We start from the raw sequence: 331 nt of genomic DNA on the forward strand, positions 1-331 counted from the left end.
GGCGGCTGCCTGATCACCGGCAACGAGGACGGCGCCAAGCACTGCGCGATGAACGTCCTGTACAGCCTCCAGCACCTCGGGTACACCGTCCCGCCGCAGGCCGACGCCGGCTGGGTCGGCCCGGCCGGGCCCGGCCCCTCCTACCTCGACCCCGGCTCCGGCGGCCCGGAGAACGACTTCACCAACCGCAACACCACCTTCATGACCTGGAACCAGCTCCACCTCGCCCGCCTGCTCAAGGACGCCGGAGGCATCCCGGCCCACGGCAACCAGCGCTCCGAATGGGACGCCGGCTGCCGCTTCGACTTCGAGAACCCCGAGCACCGCTGAG

1 pseudogene is annotated in these 331 nt (G+C 71.3%); it reads left to right on the forward strand.

The window, feature by feature from the left end:
* A pseudogene (locus ACXJMZ_RS37500) lies at positions 1 to 330 on the forward strand (flavodoxin family protein); the annotation flags it as partial.
* Between the last annotated feature and the right edge of the window lies 1 nt (position 331).

The sequence above is a fragment of the Kitasatospora sp. P5_F3 genome, assembly GCF_054049135.1.